The following is a 20452-nucleotide window of genomic DNA, read 5'->3' on the forward strand; positions in this document are numbered from 1 at the left end:
CGTTGAGCCCTGGCTTCTCTTTCTGGACACAGATCCTTCACCGTGGGTTTAGAATGATAATCTGTTTTAGGGCAGCACCGAGTCATCGCCGATTTTGTCCAATTCCTGAATGGAGAAATCCAATTGTTTTGAAAGTATCCCCTTGATTTTCTTTTCGTTGAAATCTCCATAAGTGGATTTATTGAGTGCGTCCCTTCTTTTTATTAGGATGTATTCCGATATAATGACAAAAGGGTTGGAATACTTATGAGTGATTCCTACACCATTGGCACACTTCTCCTGGACCGTCTGTACAAGCTGGGACTGCATCATATTTTTGGCATTCCCGGCGATTATGTGCTGACCCTCTTTAAGCTCATCGAAGAATCGCCTATCCGGCACATCGGAACAACCCGGGAAGATTGTGCTGGCTTTGCAGCGGATGCCTATGCGCGCATACATGGGATTGGCGGCGCATGTGTGACCTATTGCGTCGGTGGTCTGAATATGGTTAATGCCGTTGCCTGTGCCTATGCCGAGCGGTCGCCGGTGGTGTTGATCTCCGGCTCACCCGGCCTGAATGAACGAGTCAATAATCCCTTCCTTCATCACATGGTTCGTGATTTTTCGACCCAACGCGATGTCTTTGAAAAGGTTACGGTGGCCTCCGTCGTTTTAGATGACCCTCATACGGCTGAACGGGAGATTGACCGGGCCTTAAAGGCGTTAATGCAATTTAAGAGGCCGATCTATTTGGAGATTCCACGAGACCTCGTGATGACTCCCGTGCAGGTGGCTTCAACGAGTCCACCGAAAGTCACGGCCTGCCAAAGTGACCCGGCCGCCCTTAAAGAAGCCGTCGCAGAAGTTCGCGGCATTCTGTCAGGTTCCGAGCGACCGATTATTCTGGCCGGCGCCGAAATCCATCGGTTCGGTCTTCAGGACCAATTGACCGAACTGGTCGAGCATATGCATGTGCCTATCGCCACGACCTTGCTGGGGAAGTCGGTTATTCGCGAAGACCATCCATTGAATATCGGGGTGTATGGCGGATTGGTGGGACGGGAAGAAATTCTGGAGTTTGTGGAAAACGCTGACTGTCTGTTGACCCTAGGAACATTGCTCACTGATGTTGAAGACGCCAAAGCGCATGCCACGCTCCTGGCGACAGGCCGGACTGTTCATGCGACGGCGGACTCCATTGCCATTAAGCATCATAAATATGAAGACGTCCGTTTTGAAGATTTTATTCGAGCCCTGGTGGCGTCCCCCTTGCCGTCTTTCCCTGCACGAGCGCTCCCGCCACGCGATAGCGTCCGGTTTGACCCACCTGGTCCGGAAGCGGCCGTGACCCTTCGCAATGTCTTCGGATATCTGGATGGACTGCTGAATGACAAAACGGTGGTGATTGCAGATGTCGGGGAGTCGCTGTTTGCTGCGGCCGATCTACGTGTTCGAAAGAGTGCGGAGTTCCTGTCTCCGGCCTATTACACCTCCATGGGATTTAGTGTCCCTGCCGCTCTCGGTGCGGGGTTTGCCGATCCCGGACTGAGGCCACTTGTCTTAGTTGGTGACGGGGCATTCCAAATGACCGGCACTGAATTGTCCACCTGTATTCGCTATGCGCAGGCTCCAATCGTGGTGGTGTTGAATAATCGTGGCTATGGGACCGAACGGGAAATTCTTGAAGGGCCGTTTAATGACCTATATGAATGGCAGTACGAGAAGATCTGTGATTTGTTGGGTGGAGGCGTGGGCCATCGGGTGGGCACGTTTGGGGACTTAGTACAAGCGTTGACCATTGCCGTTGATGATCACAAGCAAGTCCACGTGTTGAATGTGCTGCTTGATCCTGGTGACCGATCCACCGCCATGAAACGTGTCGCCCAACGATTGGCCAAACGAATGACAGGACACTAGCCTTAATCTTTCCTGGGCTCTGTGCCCTTATTCCTTATCCCGGCTTGGTTGAACCCCTACCATTTTTCCCTTTCACGATATTCATCAAAACCCCTTGTCCTGATTGGTTGCGGGCCTGATCTAGGCACCCGTATAATGAACCGGGTTAGGACTAAATTTTTCCTTTCAGCCAGGATAGGACCTTTTATATGAGTACCGAGACTGTTGAAAAAGATTCCAAAAATTACCCGGTTCTCCGGAATTTGCAATATTCCCCGCTAAAGCAGGGGGAGGAGCAATATATTGTGCTGTGGGACCCTTCCGGCCTGTCTTCTGAAAAGCTGGTGTTACCGCTGAATTTTTTCTATCTGTTTCAGTTTTTTGATGGGGACCATTCTCTGGAACAGGTTGGTGCTGAATATCTTAAAAAGTATGGCGAATTTATGATGCCGGATCGTCTCACAAAATTGGTGAGCGACCTGGACGAGAAATTATTCTTGGAAGGTGATCGACTGAAACAGGTTCAGGCGCAAGCCTTTGAGGCCTATCGAAAACTTGATGCGAGGCCGATGGGGTTTGCCGGGAAACAATATGAGGCCGATCCGGCAAAACTGCGGGCGCAGATCGACGGGTTTTATGCCTCAAAGGAAGGACCGGAAAAAGGAAAAGCAGAATGTGCCGGTCAGATGATTAGAGGTCTGGTCGCCCCAAATTTTGAATTGAAAGATGCCGGGCCCATCTACGCATGGGGCTATCAGGAATTACGGGAAGGTCAGGTCCCCGATGTGTTGGTGTTGATCGGTACCTGCCATGCGGGTCTCGAAGGGGGAGTGGCCTTTACGGATAAAGATTTTGAAACGCCGTTTGGGACAGTGCCGGTTAATCGAACGATTATCGACTTGATCCGCAAAGAAACCGGTGAGACATTTTTTGTGGAAGATATTGCCCATCTCCGTGAGCATAGTCTGGAGTTGCAACTGCCGTTTATCAAACATGCGCTTGGTGAAGAGCGGGAAATTTCCATTGTGCCTATTCTTGTGGACTTTCCTGCGGATACGCTTACGGGCGGGGAGTATCAACAGCTCTTTCACCGCATTGATCAATTTCTCACGATTACCAAACGCGCGATTCAGGCCAGCGGGCAACAGGTGTGTGTCATTGGCAGCGCCAATTTAGCGCATATCGGAATTCGCTATGGAGACAAAACGCCCCCCACCGATTTTTCATTTCACCGATGTATGCAGATTGATCTTGAAATGTTGAAGAAGGTGGAAGAAGCTGATCCCGAAGGGTTTGCAGAGTTTATCTTGAAAGAGGGGAATCAGCGGCGCATTCTAGGGTTTTCCGTCATTTTTTCCCTGATGAAACTGCTCAAGCGTGATGGAGAGGATTTCAAAGGGCAGGTGCTACGCTATGATCGGGGGATTACCGATCAGTTTAATTCCACGGTGACATACGCCAGTATCGCGTTTGTCTAACGGGTCAGTTGAAAAAAGCCGCCAGCGGCGTTCTCCCCATTTTTCCGTGCTCACGTATTACATGTACGCTCCGCGCGAAAAATGGCTGTGGCCTTGCTGGACGGACTTTTTTGAACCGACCCGAAATCTTCCAGGGGGCCGTATGCCGATGCGACGTTTTGCCCTCGGAGATCAGTATTATTCAACACTCCGCTTAAGGGCTATTCTTCTGCTCTGATCTTCATCCGTATGGGTTCCAGCGGATTGTCCCGGCTATCGCGTGGCAAGTCGACAATCTGGTCTACCACTTCCATTCCTTTCACCACCCTGCCAAACACCGTATACATGCGATCTAGACTGCTGGTGTCTTCTACGATGATATAGAACTGCGATCCGCTATCGGAGATATCACGGGTGGCATCCTGATTTCGTGGGACCTTGGCCATGGCAACTGTTCCACGACGGTGAGGTCGATCACTCGGTTCGGGCGGAAGGCTAAAACCCGGTCCCCCGGTGCCATGGAGTTCCCGCTCTGGATGCTTGCTTAATGGGTCGCCACCCTGGATCAGGAATTGCGGGACGACCCGGTGAAAGGTCGTGTCATCATAAAATTTCAGGTTGATGAGATTAAGGAAGCTTTCCACATGTCGAGGCGCGTCATCCATAAAAAAGCGAATTTCAATATCTCCAAATTTCGTGGAGATTATGGCTTTTGGATTTTTCTTTTTGAATTGTAAGGGAGATGGTGTTGTCACGACCCCGGCACTTTAGCAAGTGTTTGCAAAGTTCATCAAGCTTTACCGGCCTTTCAGTGGAGAGTAATTACAAAAATATATGTTGACAAGAGGACGTGGCCATCCACCAGCCCTCACGTGTCGCCGAGTAGTCATACCATTCTGAAAGTTGTTTCGAGCAGATGACAACTTCTACTGAGATCATCATTTTCCAGGAAATTTTTTTGTAGGCTCTGGCATTGCGTTTTCACCTCAGAAGAGCCGAGCAGGGTCTGGAGATGATGCACGATTTTGGAAGCTTTAAAGTTTCGTTTTCGAATCATCCTACCCACTCCTAATTTTTCCACACGAGCCGCATTATCAAATTGGTCAAACGCCAGGGGTTGAATCAGTTGCGGGGTTCCTGCCCGTAAGGCTTGGGAGCAGGTGCCGATGCCTCCATGGTGGATGATGGCAGCCGCATGCGGGAGGAGTTGACTAAGGGGCACATAGGAAAAGTGCGTCACTCCCGTCGGGAGGGAAGGGGGAAGTTGTTCCGGATACCGCGTCAGAAAAATCGCCGGTTGTCCCAATTTCTGGCTGGCTTCGGCCGCCTCCTTGAAAAAGGCTTGTCCATGTTTATTGGCCGAGCCTGGGGTATAGATCAATGGTTCCGGGTGTGCATCCAAGAAATTCTGGACGATTCCGGGGAGGACGCTGTCCGGAGCTTCATCATAGAGAGGAAACCCAGTGACATGTGTTCCTGGAGGCCAGTCAGGCTGAGGAGCGGCAAACCACTCAGGGAAGAGCCCTAAGACCAGATCGGGTGAATGCAGCCAGTCGTGGAAGATCCGCGACACTCTCGGTAAGCCGAGCTGGCGGCGAAAACGATTCAGCCGAGATTTCACCACAGGATCGATGATTGTGTGATCCAGAATTTTCCACATGTGGTGTTTGAATGCAACGGGCAACCAATCCGGAAGTGGCAGGCCGGGAATTTTCGGGGCTTGGTGGGCTGAGTGAAAGACGCCCGGCGAAAAATGGACCGTGGCATGCGGAATATGGTGGGTTTCTTGAATGAGACGAGCGGCAAATCCCAAGGTGGAACTCACCAACAGGGTGTTTCCTTTGATGACTTTTGACTTGAGGAGACCATAGGTTTCTTCCAGGGCGCCGGAGACCAGCCGCTTCATGATGAGTCGCCAGCCTTTGTGAGGATGCCATAACGCGGGATTATCGGCCATGGCGTCATAATCCTCGGCCGTTCCCAGGGGGACAAACTCCACTCCCGCTTTTTGAACAAGCTCTGTGAAATGGGCACTGGTGAAGACCGTGACCGTATGCCCGCGCTGCCGGAGCTGTCGGGCCATACCCACCAAGGGCAGCACATCCCCGTAACTCCCCACTGCCAGGATAAGAATAGTCATTGATGCATACCAGGAGTTACCCTTGGAATTCCTCATCTGCAAAGGCGAGATTATTGGTCTGCCATCGTTTTAACCGGCAAAAGCCCCAAGGCATATAGAGTCCGAAGGTAATGATCGTGAGCACCATGATCAGGAGCCAGGTCCCAAAAAATCCAATTCCTGTTCCCTGAAAGGCGAGCTGGCGATTACCGATGAAGGTATGTTCCGATATCCACCGCTGTTGAGCGGAATAGGCCCATGGAAAAAATAAACCAAAGGTGATTACCGTCACCACCCACGTCCAGACAAATAACCATAAACAACTGAAACCTGTTCCGCGAAAATCAAAACGCTGGTGATTCATGCGTTTCCTCATTGAAAAGGTGTAATAGAAGAACTTTCCACAGCGTACCATGGGAGAACTGGTTGGTGAATGACCAAGCTTTTGCTGCGGGCTGGAAGTTGAGAGGAGACGTTATTCTTTTTGAGAACATAGCAGGGAGTGAAGTTCCCGGACTCGCAAGAGAATTCAGGAATATTCAGAGATTGACCTTCATCCCAGAGTCATACTAGCGTAACACTTATCCCGAAATACTTGGACGGTTCGGGTTGAAGCTGGTGTCTCTTCTACGGTGCATTCAGGGAAAAGGAGGAAATTATGAAAAAAGTGGCGGTGATTCTTTCAGGTTGTGGGTTTTTAGATGGAGCTGAAATTACGGAAGCCATTAGCACGCTCATTGCCATCGGTCAAAACGGAGCTGAATATGAGGTCTTTGCACCCAATAAAGAAGTTGAAGAAACGAACCACCTCACTCAAAAGCCCACCGGACAGAAGCGAAATGTGTTGCAAGAGGCCGCCCGCATTGCTCGTGGCGAGATTCAGTCGTTGGAACAACTCAAAGCAGAGAATTTTGACGCCCTGGCATTTCCGGGAGGTTTCGGAGCCGCGTTGCATCTCTGTGATTTTGGAAAAAAGGGGAGTGGGGGCCAAATTGATCCACAGGTGGCCAGGATCGTGAAAGAGTTTAGCGACAGTCATAAGCCCATCGCGGCCATTTGTATTGCGCCGGCCATCATGGCATTGGCGTTGGGGAAAAAAGGCATTAATGTGACCATCGGAGAAGATGCCGGAACCGCATCCGAATTAGAAAAAACCGGTGCCAAACATCAGAATTGCGCGGTTGAAAAATATGTCGTAGATCATAGCAATAAAGTTATCACCACGCCCGCCTATATGTATGGCTCAGCCAAGCCTCACCAGATTTTTGCCGGTGTCAGTGGTGCGATTGCTGAGTTGATTAAGATGGCATGAGGGCTTGGGTCGAGTCCAGATAAACATTAGGACTCCAGTGCCAATGCAGACGAGAAAGATGGTGAGGAGAATCGAAAAGGGGAAGGCAAGAAGAGAGCACCCGAACAGGGCAATGATGCAAGCCGTGGCCATGAGCTTGGCATTCCGACTGATGCTGCCTTCTTGTTCCCAATTCTGAATCATTGGGCCCAAGAGGGGTTGTTTGAGTAGCTGTGCATGCAGGCGAGGAGAACTTTTGGAGAAGCACCAAGCGGCAAGGAGGATAAAGGGAGTCGTGGGCACGAGTGGAACAAATATTCCTAAAAGCCCCAGACCAAGACTGATCCACCCTCCGACCAGCAGCAGAAGTCTTACAGGCGAGACTGGCATACGAATGAGCCTTACTGGTGATGAGTGGTTTCTTTCGAGGTTTTCGGATAAAGATGTTTTCGGCCTCAAAACATGAAAAATTAAAGGGGATAGCTGCCAAAGGAGGGTGAGTGTCTGGCAACAAAGAGGATCAGGGGCATTCACCAAACACCCAGGAGTTCGCCAATTGCAACATGATTTCAAAACGGTGCGTTTACATCTAAAGGAGGTGAAGATGGGACCGACAAAAGTCATTGCCAAAGCGGGTGCACTCTACGAAGTCAAAACCGACAAACTGGTTCAAGATGGTCTTCCGACACGAACGGAGCAAGAAAGTTATGCGGCACAGCATTACATTGCTCTGCCCGTTATTGATAAGGCCGGGAAGCAATGGGTGCTTGAGGGGCAACCGGTGTTTTGCCTTCACGGAACGCAATATGAAACGGTCGACGATCAAAAAGTTCATTTAGCCCGATGCCCCGATTGCGGGGGAATGGGGATTCGAGATGATGAACCGTTAGTGGAATCGGATTGTATCCGATGTGTCCAATGCGGGCATGAATTTGATACCCGGCTGGAAATGATGGAAACCTGAGAGTGTAAAGGCATTCCTGTCTTTCCAGACTTGAGCAGCGGCGTTGTTTGGGGGAAAGCGCTCAGGTTGTTGAGGCCGTGTTTTCGATTGTACCCCGGCCGGGCAAAAACTGTTGGACAGAAAAGTCGAGAATGTGTGGCTTGAAGGTAGGGGCAGGCCCGATTCTTCGTGGGAGGCGATGAAGGTGCCTCCCACAAAGAGATGAGCAATCAGTTTGAGAGGAAGCCTGACGGTGTCCTCTTCTACTATTTGCTGGTTGTTTCGGCGGCTTTGGGACCTACCGAAGGCATGAGAGGAAGCTTCTCGGCTTCATCACTCACTTCAAGAAGAGCAATGGCGCCGGTGAGCGCATCTTTCAGTGAGTGGGTCACTATCGGATAGACGCCTTTTTGTTCTACGACGACATCCAGAATGGCACCATCTGCCGCACCGATCACCTGGGTCTGGACCCCTTGCATGCGGTTAGCTGGATTTCCGCTGGCCCATACATCGTCCCAGATTTCCGCAATCGGATGAAGTGAAGAGAAATTATTCGGGCCGATGTTGACAAAATAAAACCGTACTCGCTCCCCCGGCTTGGCGGTGAGGAATTCTCCTCCTTTTGTGGCATGAACAGGGTCATACTTAAATATCCCCCCGTTGAACACGACATGGTCATTTTTTGCGTCCATCATTGCCTGGACGTCATCAGGATCTTTCGTAAATAACTCTGATTGCACCAGCACATATTCCCGGTCAGCCTTTGGCATCGCAGCGGGATCTTTCGGGTCAACAATGACGGCGCCGAACATGCCGCGGGCGATATGTTGGATCATTGGAAACGCACCGCAGTGGTAGGCAAAGACTCCTGGCCGTTTAGCCTCCCAAGTATATTCCAGCGACTCGCCAGGGTTCACATCGCGATAATTGGCGAGGAAATCCGTTTCAGCCGCATGAAAGTCCATGGAATGGGGGCGACTATTATTTTCATGGTTTTTGAGGATGAAATGGACCTGGTCACCTTCGGTCACGCGTACGACGGGACCTGGAACCTGTCCGTTAAAGGTCCATGCTTTATAGGTGGTGCCTTTGCCGTCAATGACCACTTCCGTTTCCACTGCGGTCAATTCCACTGTGACTTTCTTGGCCTCGACTTGTGAGACAAAGGTAGAAACACTCCCAGTCATGGCTAAAAGCGCAATGGCCAATCCCATCCGGCCTGAATGTCGATTTTTCATTCTTTAATCCTTTCATACGAACATAAATATGATGATTGAAGATGATGTCTGCCTATCTATGCCCATAGATGCAACACCATATGTATAGTCTTTATAGCAGATTATGTGCCACTCATGAAAAATTCATAAGTTATTGATTTATAAGTTTTTAGTTTGATTAATTTAAATTTTTATTCAACAATAATTTGTTGCATAGCAATATTTTGCTGAACAACAACATAATATTGTTGTTTAATATGATTATTGCTGCGTTATCTTTCAACATTTCAGTAGCCCGGTTATAGATGAAAGAGACCTACAACCGGATAAGGACCAACGAGTCAATGAACAATGGAAAAGACAATTACATAGCAGAAATGCGGTTTCGGGCCGTTGCCCAGTCGTCTCACGATGCCATTATTATCGCGGATCAATCAGGGACCATCCTGTTCTGGAACAAGGGGGCCAAAGACATCTTCGGCTATGACAGTGAGGAGACCGTCGGCCAACCTCTTACCATGCTTATGCCAGATCGATACCGGCTGGCGCATCAAGCCGGGCTTGAGCGATACAGCAAGAGGGGGGAGACGCGAATTCTTGGAGAGACTGTGGAACTGAGTGGTCTGCGCAGAACCGGCGAGGAATTCCCCCTCGAACTCACGCTTTCGGCCTGGGAAGAAGAGCGTCGGCTTTTTTTCAGCGGAATCATTCGAGATATCTCTCAGCGAAAAGAAGCCGAAGAAGCCCTTCAGCAATCGGAAGAAAAATATCGTGCCATTTTCAATCAAGCGGTAGAAGGGATCTACCAGGCGACACCTGCCGGTGTTTTCCTCAATGCCAATGTCGCCCTGAGCTATTTATTGGGATACGACTCCCCCCAAATATTAATGGAAGCCGTCAAAGATATCGGTCGCCAACTATATGTGGAGCCAAGAAAACGGGAGGAATTTTGTCGGTTGCTGGAGCATAAGGATGTCATCACGGATTTTGAGTCGCAGGTCTATCGGGCGGACGGGACACCAATCTGGATTTCAGAAAATGCCAGGGTAATCCGCAATGCGGAAGGAGCTGTGCAGTGGTACCAAGGATTCCTAGTTGATATTAGCGGACGAAAACAGGCCGAAGAACTCTTGGAGCGGCAAAACCGGTTGCAAGCAGAAAACCGGTACTTGCAGGAAGAAGTGCTCGAAGCCGGGGCCTTCGGGGATCTCGTGGGACAAAGCCCGGCTCTGCACAATGTGATCCGTCAAATAGATCTTGTGGCACCAACGGAGGCCACCGTGTTGATTCTCGGTGAATCCGGAACCGGTAAGGAATTGGTTGCCAGGGAAATTCACAAACGGAGTCAACGGAAAGACCAACCGTTAATCCGAGTGAATTGTGCCTCAATTCCTCGGGAGCTGTTTGAAAGTGAATTTTTCGGCCACGTGAAGGGAGCCTTCACCGGAGCGGTCAAAGATCGGGCCGGGCGATTTGGAGCTGCAGATGGGGGCACCTTGTTCCTCGACGAGGTTGGGGAGATTCCCTTGGATCTTCAAGGAAAATTCCTGAGGGTCTTGCAGGAGCAACAATATGAACGTGTGGGAGAGGAACGCACCAGACATGTCGATGTCAGAGTGATTGCCGCGACCAACAAGAATTTAAAACAGGAGGTGGAGACCGGTGGATTCCGGCAGGACCTGTATTTTCGGCTTAATGTCTTCCCTCTTGAAATGACTCCCCTCCGCGAACGAAAGGAAGATATTCCGCTCTTAGCCGAGTATCTTCTCGGAGTGACATCCAAAAAGCTACACTGTGTGCAACCAAGACTGACGGAAGCATTGGTGGGGCAATTACAACGATATAACTGGCCGGGAAATGTTCGAGAGTTACAGAATGTCATTGAACGAGGTCTGATCCTTTCCGGACAGCAGGGATTGTCATTCGATATTCCTCAATCGGGAGAAGGGCGATCCTCCTCACAGCACCGGGAGCCCAAGGCTTCGGCCAGAGTCTTGAGCGTGGTGCCCGAACAAGAAATGCGGCGTCGGGAACGGGACAATACCCTGGCGGCTCTTCAGGAAGCGGATTGGAAGATTTATGGGAAAGGCGGCGCAGCCGAACGACTCGGAATTAAACCCACCACACTGGTGGCCCGCATCAAAAAAATGGGGATTGTGAAGGGAGGGTAAACGTCTTTGGTGAATAGAAGAAAAGAGGTGAGGCATAGTGGTAAAGCCTCACCCCTATTTCCTGATTTGGGTTGATCTCGCTCATTGGTCATACATTCGGAGCGGTCGGAGCACCTGAGAAAAGTATTGCGGAACCAATACATGAATCCTTTCACCCTGTATCTTATGATTGGTGGGGGCGGTATGGCCGCTTTGGTGATGGGCATTTTCCTTCCGGGTGTCTGGCCAGGGTTGCGCTGGTCCCATGAGCCCCTCCATTCCACATTGGAAACGGTCGGCGGATTGGCCGCCATTTCCATGGGAATTGTGTTGCTACAAAGGACCACTGAACACACCAATCAGAAGTTTTATCCCATCGCAGGTGGTTTTCTCGGCATGGGCATTCTTGAAGCCTTTCACGCGCTATCGATACCGGGGAATGGATTTGTCTTGTTGCGGGGCAGTGCAAGCTTGTTGGGAGGTGTGGGTTTCGGGCTGATGTGGCTCTCTGCAAAGCGAAAACATCATACGACGATTAAATGGATGCCGTGGGTGATGACTGGCGGAGCCCTTGCCCTCGGCTTATGGACGATTGGATTTCCGCAATATGTACCGGTGATGGTTCGTGAAGGGGCATTCACGCCAGCCGCAGTTGCTCCCAAAAGTTTTGCGAGCATGTTGTTTTTTGCCGGATCGCTTCGCTTCTTTCTGGATTACCGAAACTCGGGTCGATCGGAAGATTTCCTTTTTGCCTCATTGGCTCTCATGTTCGGCCTTGCGGAATTGATGTTTACCTATTCCGTGATCTGGGGCAGTCGATGGTGGTTTTGGCATTTCCTGCGGTTGATGGCGTATTTTTTAGTCCTGGGGTATGTCGGGCGGGGGTATCTGGCCACCGTCTCTGAGTTACGGACATCATTAATCCAGACCAAACAGGCTGAACAAGCCAGTCGTCGCAGTGAACAACAGCTCCGGGCGGTCTTGGAAGACCGGGAACGTATGGCCCGGGATCTTCATGACGGAGTTATTCAATCGACATTTGCGCTAAGGCTGAATCTGGAACGGTGTCAACGGCTCATTCCACAGAATCCCAAAGAAGCCCTCACCGGGATCAGTGATGTCTTGATGGAACTCAAGTTCGTGATTCAAGGCCTGCGCCGACATATTAATGGTCTTGAACCGGAATGCCTGAATGGACAGCAATGGGTAGTAGAAATGCGCACGCTTGTGCAGACCGTGGAAAAATCACAGAACCTGCCCTTCCACCTGCAGATCGATCAGGAGGCGGCTGCCTTGCTCACGCCGGAGGAAGCCACTCATCTTCTGTATGTGGTGAAAGAAGCGATCAGCAACAGTGTGCGGCATTCACAGGCCACGTCAGGCACGGTGTCCCTTCACAGGCGGGAGAAGACCGTGTGTCTTGAAGTGACGGACAATGGTCTGGGCTTTGATCTTGGGAATACGTATGAGGGGGTTCACGGATTAAAAAATATGGCCGTACGCGCGAAGCGTCTGGGGGCGCATTTTCAGGTGTGGTCGAGACCTCACCGTGGGACTCGAGTCATATTTGAGATTGCCAAGAAGGGGAGCCATGCCCGGGCGTAACATACCCACCATCCGTCTCTTACTGGTCGATGATCATGAGGTGCTTCGCCTGGGTCTGAAAACGCTCTTTACCGAAACAGAGAACATTCAGGTCGTTGGTGAAGCAGGGACCAGGGCCGCAGCGGTCTCAGAAGCCGACCGACTTCATCCCGATGTGGTGCTCATGGATGTTCGTCTGCCGGACGGGAGCGGGATCGACGCCTGTCGTGAGATTCGGAATGCCTCTCCTGAAACCCGGGTATTGTTTTTAACGTCCTTTGCCGACGACCAAGCGGTGATGGCTACTATCATGGCAGGGGCCAAAGGCTTTCTGTTGAAAGAAATCAGCGGAGAAGAATTAGTCCGAGCGGTACAAACAGTCGCTGAGGGGAAATCCATCCTGGATCCTGCCACCACAGAACGGGTGCTCACCAGGATCCAGCATCTCTCCCTCCCTTCCCCTGACGGTAAAAAAGAGACGTTGGCTCCTCAGGAAATGAAGGTATTAACACTCGTGGCCGAAGGAAAAACCAATAAGGAAATTGCCGTCGCGCTAGACCTGAGCGATAAAACCGTCGGCCATTATCTTGAGAATATTTTCCAGAAATTGCAGGTAACCCGCCGCTCGCAAGCTGCGGCAGAGTTCGTCCGCCGGTTTTCCCCCTAGGGGCTGTTGGATACTTCAAATATTTTGCCTGTTCATCAGGATATGAATGACTGAAATTCACACCGGGAAAATTGAGGGAGTGTTCAAAAATGTTCGTCCAGCAAGGCTGCAGCCGAATGGGCGGGCGGAGCGTACGGAGGAGTACGTGAGCACGGCCAGGCGGCGAAAACGCCGCTGGCGGCATTTTTCAACACTCCCCATTAGGGGCATTTACCCCTATTCGCATACGGGAAGAATAGTCACCCGATTCCTGGTGTTCGCACCTACCGCTTTCATCTCAATTCAGACACAATAGCCTCAGACGATGCAGACTCCCAAACGGAGCCTGTTCTCATCCACTGTTCAATCAAAGGAGGCCGTCATGCCGAATTTCATTCCTAAGTCATTCCTGATGCTCTCGACGTTGGTGTTTACTTGTGTATACGGACTTATTCTGAGCCCCGGTTTGGTTCTGGCAGATAAGACAGCGGGCCAGGACAAAGTGAAGGTGTTGTATCACCTGGATAGTAACGACCCGGCTCTCGCCAAATACACGATGGCCTTGATTAACAAACACATCGAAGCCGAAGGCGGACCGGACAAAATTGATCTGGTGCTGGTTGTGCATGGGCCGGCCCTGAAGTTATTTGAAAGTGACACGGTCGATCAGGAGTTGAAAGATAAATTGAAGACGGTGATTGACAAAGGGATCAAGGCTGAAATGTGCCAGGTCTCAATGAAACTTTATGGGACACCGCTGGAGAAATTAGTCGCGGGGTTCATACCCACCGAACATCCGGTAGCTGTCAAGCGGATTGCCGATCTTCAACGCGCAGGTTATGTGTATATCAAACCGTAAGGAGATGATATGCGGATGAGATTTTGTATCTCGATGAGACAAAAAAATACCGCATCCGGTGGGAGCCTTCCCGGCTCCCGCCGGGGACGGTGGTTCGGGGCAATCAGAGGCGGGGTGGCCGGATTCATGATGGTCACCCTGAGTCTACTCTTCGGAGTCTTGGCAGCTACCGCCGCTCCATCCGTGCCGGCTCCCGAATTTCAGCTCAAGGCATTTAATGGTCACACTTACAGCAAGACTTCCTTAAATGGTCGCCCGACCCTTATTGTTTTTTGGGCGCCATGGTGTCGGTATTGCCAAATGGAATTACCGATACTCGCGAAATTTTATCAAGACAACAAGCCGGATCAGCTTCAGGTCTTGACCATTGCCTTCTCAGACAGTCTGGCCCATGTGGAAGAATATGTCACATCCAACCCTGATACCTTTGTCTATCCCACGGCCTATGATCAGGGTAACCTGGTGGCGCAGGCTTTCGGTGTCAATGCCACTCCAACATTTGTGGTGATGGACGCAGATGGGGAAATGATCCTTGCCCACCGTGGTGCAGGGATCAACCGGAATCCTCAGTACCAGGATTTTCTGGATAGTTTGAAGAAATAAAGAGACACCCCTAAGAGGACGATCAGGTTTTTCCCGGACAAACTGCTCATGATGGAATCCGCCACACACATTTCTCAGATCACCTTGTTGGCAGCATTTGGAGCGGGGCTCTTGTCATTCGTTTCCCCTTGCGTGCTTCCTCTGGTGCCGTCCTACGTCTCATATATCACGGGACTTTCCATTGACCAACTCAGAGCGCCCACGGGTCGGCACCAGGTTCGGAAGACAATCATTGTTCATTCCCTGTTATTCATCGGAGGGTTTTCGGTCGTCTTCATCGCGTTTGGCCTCTCGGCCAGTTTGTTCGGCCAATGGCTGTTCAACTATCAGGACTATCTGCGAAAGATCGGTGGCGGGCTGATTGTCCTGTTTGGTTTGTATGTGTTGGGGCTGTTCAATTTCGGTTTCTTGTCCCAAGAGAGGCGTCTCCATTTCCAGAGCCGCCCGGTAGGCTATCTGGGTTCCTTTCTCATCGGGGTCACCTTTGCCGTAGGCTGGACTCCCTGCGTGGGCCCTATACTCGCGTCTATCTTATTGTATGCCGGCACCACGGATACCGCTGCTGATGGACTGGCCCTCCTCGTGTTCTACTCACTTGGGCTTGGCCTTCCACTGCTTGTCACTGCTGTATGGCTCGATCGGTTCTTAACCCATTTCCGGAAGATCCGAACCTATATTAAGCCGCTCTCCATCATGAGTGGATTGCTGCTGGTGGCAGTTGGCGGGCTCCTCTATACCAATACATTCTTTCTTTTGACGAGCTATTTAGAGCGCTCGGGTGTTGGATGGTATATCGGTCAATAGTTCATTCTCGGCCGTCGTCTCCGGTTATCAATTCCTTTCCAGCCAATTTACGTAAACACGTTGCTCGGCCACAATAATATCGTTTACCCTTGTGACTGATGTACGCGAGGTCCGGCTATGCGGACAATAGCCGTGGTTCGTTTGAAAAACATTCAAGCATCCATTTAAATAAGGAGAATGATCGTATGGCGACAATCGCCCCGTTTCGCGCCCTGAGGCCAAAATCTGAATTAGCCAGTCAAGTGGCGGCTCCTCCCTATGATGTAGTTTCTTTGCAAGAGGCACGCGACTTGGCGAAGGATAATCCCCATTGTTTTCTTCGCATTGGCCGGGCAGAACTTGAGCTTGGGGATGGAGTCGACCCGTATTCCGCCGAGGTCTATCAACGAGGGGCTGACAATCTCCGAAAGCTCATCAACGATGGCGTCTTGGCCCAAGAAACACAGCCACTGCTAGGGATCTACCGACAAAAGTGGGGACAGCATGAGCAAACCGGCATTGTGGCCTTGGCGTCCGTCGACGAATATGACCGGGGTATCATCAAAAAGCACGAATATACGCGGCCGGTCAAGGAAGCCGATCGGGTGCGGATTATCGAAACCCATGAATCCCAATCGGGTCCGGTTCTGCTTTTTTTTCGCCAGACGGCCAAAATTGATCAATGGCTAACAGGGGTAACAAGTACGAAGCCGGATGTGCATTTTGTCGCTGAGGACAAAATTGAGCATACGGTCTGGAGCGTCCGAGATCCATCCGCCATTCAAGAAGTCATCAAGGACTTTCAAGTGCTTCCTGCACTCTATATCGCTGATGGGCATCATCGGTCGGCAGCCGCCAGTCGGGTTCGTGCTTCTCGCGTCCACGACAGCGCACTGCCTGCTGGAAAACACGAAGAAGGTTTTTTGGCAGTCATCTTTCCACATGACCAATTACAAATCCTTCCCTACAATCGAGTGGTTCGGGATTTGAATGGACTCAACCCCAAAGAATTGCTCGAGAAATTAGCTCCGTACTTTGAATTGCAGGTGACCGCCCGACCAGGGGAGCCACCTGCGGCTGGTTTCGATATGTATCTGGAAGGGCAGTGGCATCGGGCTCAACCCAAACAGGATCCTTCGTTATACAGTCAGCAGGACCCGGTTCGTGCGCTAGCCGTTTCAGAATTGACAGAACGGGTGTTGGATCCTCTGTTAGGCATCAAAGATCAACGATCCGATCCACGCATAGATTTTGTTGGCGGCATTCGTGGAACCCAACAACTTGCGGCGTTGGTGGATAGTGGGGACTGGGCTATCGCCTTCTGGTTGTATCCGACTACGGTTGAGGAATTGATGGCGGTGGCAGATGCGGATCGCGTTATGCCCCCCAAAAGCACCTGGTTTGAACCCAAACTTCGCGATGGCCTGTTCATCCACATGTTACGTGATGAATAGTGCACATCCTTCCCATGCAAAAACCATTTCGTCTCAGAGCAAAATGGAGCGGTAAGGCTATAGAAATTTTTACGTGTTGCTCTTCTTAATGCCATGTCCATTAGCAAGTGGGAAGCAACGACGTTTCAGCATTTGACTGTCCAACAGTTGTATGACGTATTGCAGTTGCGGGTGGATGTGTTTGTGGTGGAGCAACAATGTGCGTATCGGGAGTTGGATGAGTATGATCGACATCCGGAGACTAAACATCTTTCTGGCCGCAATAAAAATGGAGAACTGCTTGCCTATGCGCGGATCCTATCCCCCGGTCTGCGTTATCCTGAAGTGAATCTAGGGCGGTTTGTGGTGAAGGCTGATTTCCGCAAGCAGGGGATTGGGCATCAACTGTTACGGACAGCTTTGCGGGAGATATCCACTTATTGGCCTAAGACTCCTATTCGAATTTCTGCACAAGAGTATCTGCAAGCGTTCTATGAACAATATGGGTTTTTTCGGGTATCGGACGTGTATCTTGAAGACGGCATCCCTCATGTTGAAATGGTGAAAGAATCTTGTTGAATATTCTGTCTGTTTGTCATATCTAGGGGAACCTGTATCTTTTTTTATGGTTTATAAGGCATTTCAGTGTGGCACCAGAATTTTCTTGAGCACTTTCCAGGATGTCCATTTCAACTAGACTATTAGCGACGTTGTTCAAGCGATTAGCGATGTCGCCGGGTTTCGCCCCGGCAGCCGAGGCCCTTTTGTTTCGGCAAAAGGACCCAAAACCATTTACGCCACCTTCGGTCTAATTGGATTGGGCGGATGCAGGGAAGAGGGCGGGCCAACTCGCCAGGCTCAGACAAGGCCCGCCAAGAAAAAGAGCATCCCCCCATAGGGCCGAACGGCAGGCGTCGCGGAAACCTGCGGAGTCTACCCTGAGTCATGCCGAAGGGCTCAAGCAATGCGTGCCTTTTCTCCGGTGTCAGCTGTACTGCTCGGCCACACCACCAGGCCCCGGGAGGCTGCTGAAATGCAGAGGGTTTTCTTTGAGTCGTCCAACTTACTTCTTAATGCGATGCACATACAAACGTTAGAAGAGCTTCAAGACCTAGATACCTTTTCCGAGGAAAATTATTGATGATTACCACAGATGAGTTTTGTGGTTGCTGTTTAAATTGATAGCTTGCGCTGGCTAATGAAAATAAATCCCTTAGGCGATCTCTCCCTTGAAACGTTTCTCAAGGATTATTGGCAGAAGAAGCCGTTGTTGGTTCGGCAGGCCTTGCCGGGGATCAAACCGCCGATTGCGGCTGATGAATTGGCTGGTCTCGCTTGCGAGGAGGAGGTCGAATCGAGGCTGATTATTCAAGATCCTATGAGTGACCAATGGGAACTGACTCATGGGCCGTTTACCGATGAGACATTTTCCGCTCTGTCAAACACGCATTGGACCTTGTTGGTCCAGGCTGTGGATCATTGGGTGCCGGCCGCCGCTGACCTTCTTGCGCAATTTTATTTTATTCCCAGTTGGCGGGTTGATGATTTGATGATCAGCTATTCCGGCGACAAGGGTGGTGTCGGTCCGCATTATGATAACTATGATGTGTTTTTAGTGCAGGTCAGTGGTCGTCGGCAATGGGAAGTGGGTGGCATCTATGATGAAACATCTCCTCGTCGTTCGGATGTTCCGGTCAAGATTTTGTCCGAATGGAAACCGGAGCAACGGTGGATATTGGAGCCCGGCGATCTCCTTTATATACCCCCGCGTGTGGGACATAACGGAATTGCCGTGGGTGAGGATTGCATGACCTGTTCTGTGGGATTTCGCGCGCCGTCTCATCGGGATATCCTGCTTGACTATTCCGAGTCGGTGGGAGAAGCGCTGAGCGAAGAGGTTCGCTATGCGGATCCGGATCTGGCTCCTCAAGCCAATCCAGGCCAGATTACTTTCGAGGCGGTTAAGAAAGTCCAGAAAATCTTTACCCAGTATGTCGAGGATGAGGACAAGCTGGCTCAATGGTTTGGTTGTTATATGACCTCTCCGAAATACCAGGATGAAGAGGTGCCGCCGGAGGAACATCGTTTGGAAGATGTTCGTACCCATCTTGCGAAGGGAGGCAAGCTTGTTAAAAATGAAGGCTCACGCTTTGCGTTCCATGAACATGGAAAGAATCTTTGGCTATTTGTTGATGGACGTCAGTATACCTGCAGATCGCTCCTGACCGATCTGGTAAAAACCTTGTGCGCCGAACGCATGATTAGTTCGGATCAATACGTCTCGTCGGAAGGACATGATTCCTTACTCCTCGATTTGCTGAGCCATGGGAGTCTCTATCTTTCTGACTGAAAAATCCTTTCCGGCCCCTCCTTGAAAGAGATCATCCCTGTCAGGGCCAAGATATTGATCGATTCCATGGTTGGTCGCCATATTCCTTGAGAAAACTATAGTTGTGTGGCACCTCCATCCACGGTGAGGTCAATTCCCGTGATATAGGATGAATCATCTGATGCCAGGAACAACGCGGCTTTGGCGACTTCATCTGAGGTACCCATTCGTTTCATGGGGTTTTGATCACCAAAGCTTGCTTTCATGCCTGGAACTTCTTCTGCAGGAACGCCCACTTTCTCAAAAATAGGTGTATCAATTGGTCCGGGGGCAAGAGCGTTGACCCGGATTTTTCTCTCAAGAAATTCAGTCGACAAGGTTCTGGCCAGATTCCGAACGGCCGCTTTGGTTGCGCCATAGACACTGGAATTGGGAAATCCTTTCTGATCCGCGATGGACGAATTGATAATGATCGACGCTCCTTCATTCAGAAGCGGGGAGGCTTTTTGAATATTGAAGAACAGGCCTTTGAAATTGACATTGACCATCCTATCGAATGTGGCTTCGTCTACGGTGTCAAATGGGCCAAAGATCGCAATGCCGGCATTGAGGAAGAGAACATCGATCCTTCCCGCCGTCTTCTGTATCTGTTGATATAAATCCGCGATGTCATTGAGATTCCCGGTATCCGATACGACACCAGTACTTGCTCCTCCAATTTCTTTCACTGCCGCTTCCACGGCCTCTTTCCTTCTTCCCGTAATGATCACCCTTGCTCCTTCGGCCTGAAATAATTTGGCTGTGGCCAAACCAATACCACTGTTTCCACCGGTAACGACGGCCGCTTTGTCTTTAAGTTTTTGAGCCATGGGAATGTTCCTTTCAAGGTGTAGGGAAGATTTCAAGACGGGCTATCTTTGTTGCCTGAAAATGTATAGTGATTCCAATTACTTTCCAAAGACCTCTTTTTATCCGTGTATCTCCCTCGCCGCTGCGGTGACGCCTGCCGGCTGGCCAAAGGGAGGACGCTCTCATGAACCGGCGGACCTTGTTTGAGCCCCGCGAGTTGGTCCGCCCTCCCCAAGTTTGCGTCCGTCCCCTCTTATGAGGCCGGACGGGGTGTCAATGGTTTTGGGTCCTTTTGCCGAAACAAAAGGACC

20 protein-coding genes are annotated in these 20452 nt (G+C 50.7%); 14 read left to right on the forward strand and 6 right to left on the reverse strand.

Annotated elements, in window-relative coordinates; genetic code table 11:
- Positions 1-246 precede the first annotated feature (246 nt).
- Positions 247-1899 (forward strand): thiamine pyrophosphate-binding protein, encoded by a 1653-nt coding sequence (locus PJI16_16940; GenBank protein MDT3779253.1) that lies wholly within the window; start codon positions 247-249, stop codon positions 1897-1899.
- A gap of 188 nt (positions 1900-2087) precedes the next feature.
- Positions 2088-3356 (forward strand): AmmeMemoRadiSam system protein B, encoded by a 1269-nt coding sequence (gene amrB / locus PJI16_16945; GenBank protein ID MDT3779254.1) that lies wholly within the window; start codon positions 2088-2090, stop codon positions 3354-3356.
- A 200-nt stretch (positions 3357-3556) separates the two neighbouring features.
- Here amrB and PJI16_16950 read toward each other — a convergent pair whose 3' ends face one another.
- From PJI16_16950 to PJI16_16960, 3 genes are all read right to left on the reverse strand, one after another.
- Positions 3557-4090 (reverse strand): peptidylprolyl isomerase, encoded by a 534-nt coding sequence (locus tag PJI16_16950; protein ID MDT3779255.1) that lies wholly within the window; start codon positions 4088-4090, stop codon positions 3557-3559.
- A 131-nt stretch (positions 4091-4221) separates the two neighbouring features.
- On the reverse strand, positions 4222-5475 hold the full coding sequence (locus PJI16_16955) for a glycosyltransferase (GenBank protein MDT3779256.1): 1254 nt from the start codon (positions 5473-5475) through the stop codon (positions 4222-4224).
- Positions 5476-5491: 16 nt separating this feature from the next.
- Entirely contained in the window at positions 5492-5818 is a 327-nt protein-coding gene (locus PJI16_16960; protein MDT3779257.1) for a DUF898 family protein, read from the reverse strand.
- 294 nt (positions 5819-6112) lie between these two features.
- Between PJI16_16960 and elbB the strand changes: the two genes are divergently transcribed.
- On the forward strand, positions 6113-6766 hold the full coding sequence (gene elbB / locus PJI16_16965) for an isoprenoid biosynthesis glyoxalase ElbB (GenBank protein MDT3779258.1): 654 nt from the start codon (positions 6113-6115) through the stop codon (positions 6764-6766).
- Here elbB and PJI16_16970 read toward each other — a convergent pair.
- Entirely contained in the window at positions 6698-7135 is a 438-nt protein-coding gene (locus PJI16_16970) for a YbaN family protein (GenBank protein MDT3779259.1), read from the reverse strand. The two genes, elbB and PJI16_16970, sit on opposite strands and share 69 nt — an antisense overlap.
- Positions 7136-7349: 214 nt before the next feature.
- Here PJI16_16970 and PJI16_16975 point away from each other — a divergent pair, with 214 nt between their 5' ends.
- Positions 7350-7709, forward strand: coding sequence for a hypothetical protein (locus PJI16_16975; protein MDT3779260.1), 360 nt, complete (start codon positions 7350-7352; stop codon positions 7707-7709).
- Between the two features lie 245 nt (positions 7710-7954).
- On the opposite strand, the gene PJI16_16980 is transcribed toward PJI16_16975, so the two are convergent.
- Positions 7955-8926: a multicopper oxidase domain-containing protein gene (locus PJI16_16980; GenBank protein ID MDT3779261.1), complete on the reverse strand. Its 972-nt coding sequence runs from the start codon at positions 8924-8926 to the stop codon at positions 7955-7957.
- Between the two features lie 323 nt (positions 8927-9249).
- Here PJI16_16980 and PJI16_16985 point away from each other — a divergent pair, with 323 nt between their 5' ends.
- From PJI16_16985 to PJI16_17030, 10 genes are all read left to right on the forward strand, one after another.
- A complete protein-coding gene (locus PJI16_16985; GenBank protein ID MDT3779262.1) occupies positions 9250-11076 on the forward strand; it encodes a sigma 54-interacting transcriptional regulator in 1827 nt (608 codons plus the stop codon).
- Between the two features lie 141 nt (positions 11077-11217).
- On the forward strand, positions 11218-12660 hold the full coding sequence (locus PJI16_16990; protein ID MDT3779263.1) for a sensor histidine kinase: 1443 nt from the start codon (positions 11218-11220) through the stop codon (positions 12658-12660).
- Positions 12647-13306 carry a response regulator transcription factor gene (locus PJI16_16995; GenBank protein MDT3779264.1) on the forward strand — a complete coding sequence of 220 codons (660 nt, stop codon included), beginning with the start codon at positions 12647-12649 and terminating at the stop codon, positions 13304-13306. The genes PJI16_16990 and PJI16_16995 overlap by 14 nt, the downstream gene beginning before the upstream one ends.
- Positions 13307-13352: 46 nt before the next feature.
- A complete protein-coding gene (locus PJI16_17000; protein ID MDT3779265.1) occupies positions 13353-13601 on the forward strand; it encodes a hypothetical protein in 249 nt (82 codons plus the stop codon).
- 66 nt (positions 13602-13667) lie between these two features.
- A complete protein-coding gene (locus PJI16_17005; GenBank protein MDT3779266.1) occupies positions 13668-14144 on the forward strand; it encodes a DsrE family protein in 477 nt (158 codons plus the stop codon).
- Positions 14145-14177: 33 nt separating this feature from the next.
- Complete coding sequence (locus tag PJI16_17010) at positions 14178-14747, forward strand: TlpA disulfide reductase family protein (protein ID MDT3779267.1); 570 nt, start codon at positions 14178-14180, stop codon at positions 14745-14747.
- Positions 14748-14795: 48 nt separating this feature from the next.
- The gene (locus PJI16_17015) at positions 14796-15551 is read left to right on the forward strand and encodes a cytochrome c biogenesis protein CcdA (protein ID MDT3779268.1); all 756 of its coding nucleotides are present in this window, start codon (positions 14796-14798) and stop codon (positions 15549-15551) included.
- Between the two features lie 185 nt (positions 15552-15736).
- Positions 15737-16984: a DUF1015 family protein gene (locus PJI16_17020; protein ID MDT3779269.1), complete on the forward strand. Its 1248-nt coding sequence runs from the start codon at positions 15737-15739 to the stop codon at positions 16982-16984.
- 93 nt (positions 16985-17077) lie between these two features.
- Entirely contained in the window at positions 17078-17542 is a 465-nt protein-coding gene (locus PJI16_17025; GenBank protein MDT3779270.1) for a GNAT family N-acetyltransferase, read from the forward strand.
- A 619-nt stretch (positions 17543-18161) separates the two neighbouring features.
- The gene (locus PJI16_17030) at positions 18162-19313 is read left to right on the forward strand and encodes a cupin domain-containing protein (GenBank protein ID MDT3779271.1); all 1152 of its coding nucleotides are present in this window, start codon (positions 18162-18164) and stop codon (positions 19311-19313) included.
- Between the two features lie 95 nt (positions 19314-19408).
- Here PJI16_17030 and PJI16_17035 read toward each other — a convergent pair whose 3' ends face one another.
- Entirely contained in the window at positions 19409-20161 is a 753-nt protein-coding gene (locus tag PJI16_17035) for an SDR family oxidoreductase (GenBank protein ID MDT3779272.1), read from the reverse strand.
- Positions 20162-20452: the final 291 nt, after the last annotated feature.

This window comes from Nitrospira sp. MA-1 (assembly GCA_032139905.1).
In the GTDB taxonomy this organism is placed as follows: domain Bacteria; phylum Nitrospirota; class Nitrospiria; order Nitrospirales; family UBA8639; genus Nitrospira_E.

Coding starts and splice junctions, on each gene's coding strand:
- PJI16_17020 (MDT3779269.1), top strand. CDS start 15,737: ATGGCGACAATCGCCCCGTTTCGCGCCCTGAGGCCAAAATCTGAATTA.
- PJI16_17025 (MDT3779270.1), top strand. CDS start 17,078: ATGTCCATTAGCAAGTGGGAAGCAACGACGTTTCAGCATTTGACTGTC.
- PJI16_16995 (MDT3779264.1), top strand. CDS start 12,647: ATGCCCGGGCGTAACATACCCACCATCCGTCTCTTACTGGTCGATGAT.
- PJI16_16960 (MDT3779257.1), bottom strand. CDS start 5,818: ATGAATCACCAGCGTTTTGATTTTCGCGGAACAGGTTTCAGTTGTTTA.
- PJI16_16970 (MDT3779259.1), bottom strand. CDS start 7,135: ATGCCAGTCTCGCCTGTAAGACTTCTGCTGCTGGTCGGAGGGTGGATC.
- PJI16_16985 (MDT3779262.1), top strand. CDS start 9,250: ATGAACAATGGAAAAGACAATTACATAGCAGAAATGCGGTTTCGGGCC.
- PJI16_16940 (MDT3779253.1), top strand. CDS start 247: ATGAGTGATTCCTACACCATTGGCACACTTCTCCTGGACCGTCTGTAC.
- PJI16_16955 (MDT3779256.1), bottom strand. CDS start 5,475: ATGACTATTCTTATCCTGGCAGTGGGGAGTTACGGGGATGTGCTGCCC.
- PJI16_17010 (MDT3779267.1), top strand. CDS start 14,178: ATGAGACAAAAAAATACCGCATCCGGTGGGAGCCTTCCCGGCTCCCGC.
- PJI16_17035 (MDT3779272.1), bottom strand. CDS start 20,161: ATGGCTCAAAAACTTAAAGACAAAGCGGCCGTCGTTACCGGTGGAAAC.
- PJI16_17015 (MDT3779268.1), top strand. CDS start 14,796: ATGATGGAATCCGCCACACACATTTCTCAGATCACCTTGTTGGCAGCA.
- PJI16_16975 (MDT3779260.1), top strand. CDS start 7,350: ATGGGACCGACAAAAGTCATTGCCAAAGCGGGTGCACTCTACGAAGTC.
- elbB (MDT3779258.1), top strand. CDS start 6,113: ATGAAAAAAGTGGCGGTGATTCTTTCAGGTTGTGGGTTTTTAGATGGA.
- PJI16_17000 (MDT3779265.1), top strand. CDS start 13,353: ATGACTGAAATTCACACCGGGAAAATTGAGGGAGTGTTCAAAAATGTT.
- PJI16_17030 (MDT3779271.1), top strand. CDS start 18,162: ATGAAAATAAATCCCTTAGGCGATCTCTCCCTTGAAACGTTTCTCAAG.
- PJI16_16980 (MDT3779261.1), bottom strand. CDS start 8,926: ATGAAAAATCGACATTCAGGCCGGATGGGATTGGCCATTGCGCTTTTA.
- PJI16_17005 (MDT3779266.1), top strand. CDS start 13,668: ATGCCGAATTTCATTCCTAAGTCATTCCTGATGCTCTCGACGTTGGTG.
- PJI16_16990 (MDT3779263.1), top strand. CDS start 11,218: ATGAATCCTTTCACCCTGTATCTTATGATTGGTGGGGGCGGTATGGCC.
- amrB (MDT3779254.1), top strand. CDS start 2,088: ATGAGTACCGAGACTGTTGAAAAAGATTCCAAAAATTACCCGGTTCTC.